Origin of the sequence: Streptomyces sp. AC558_RSS880, from assembly GCF_019049255.1 — a bacterium.
Taxonomy (GTDB): domain Bacteria; phylum Actinomycetota; class Actinomycetes; order Streptomycetales; family Streptomycetaceae; genus Streptomyces.
On sequence record NZ_JAGMUJ010000213.1, the window covers coordinates 1 to 222 of the forward strand.

A 222-nucleotide genomic window follows, 5' to 3' on the forward strand; every position below is an offset into this window, starting at 1 on the left:
GTGTGAATCGCTACTCATGCCTGCATTCTCACTCGTGAACCGTCCACAACTGCCTTCCGGCGCTGCTTCACCCGGCACACGACGCTCCCCTACCCATCCACACAGGCGTTGGCCCTCTTGTGTGAATGACACGACTTCGGCGGTACGCTTGAGCCCCGCTACATTGTCGGCGCGGAATCACTAGACCAGTGAGCTATTACGCACTCTTTCAAGGGTGGCTGC

1 rRNA gene is annotated in these 222 nt (G+C 58.6%); it reads right to left on the reverse strand.

The annotated features are described in order from the left end of the window. Positions 1-222 (reverse strand): 23S ribosomal RNA (locus KUM38_RS40965); the annotation flags it as partial.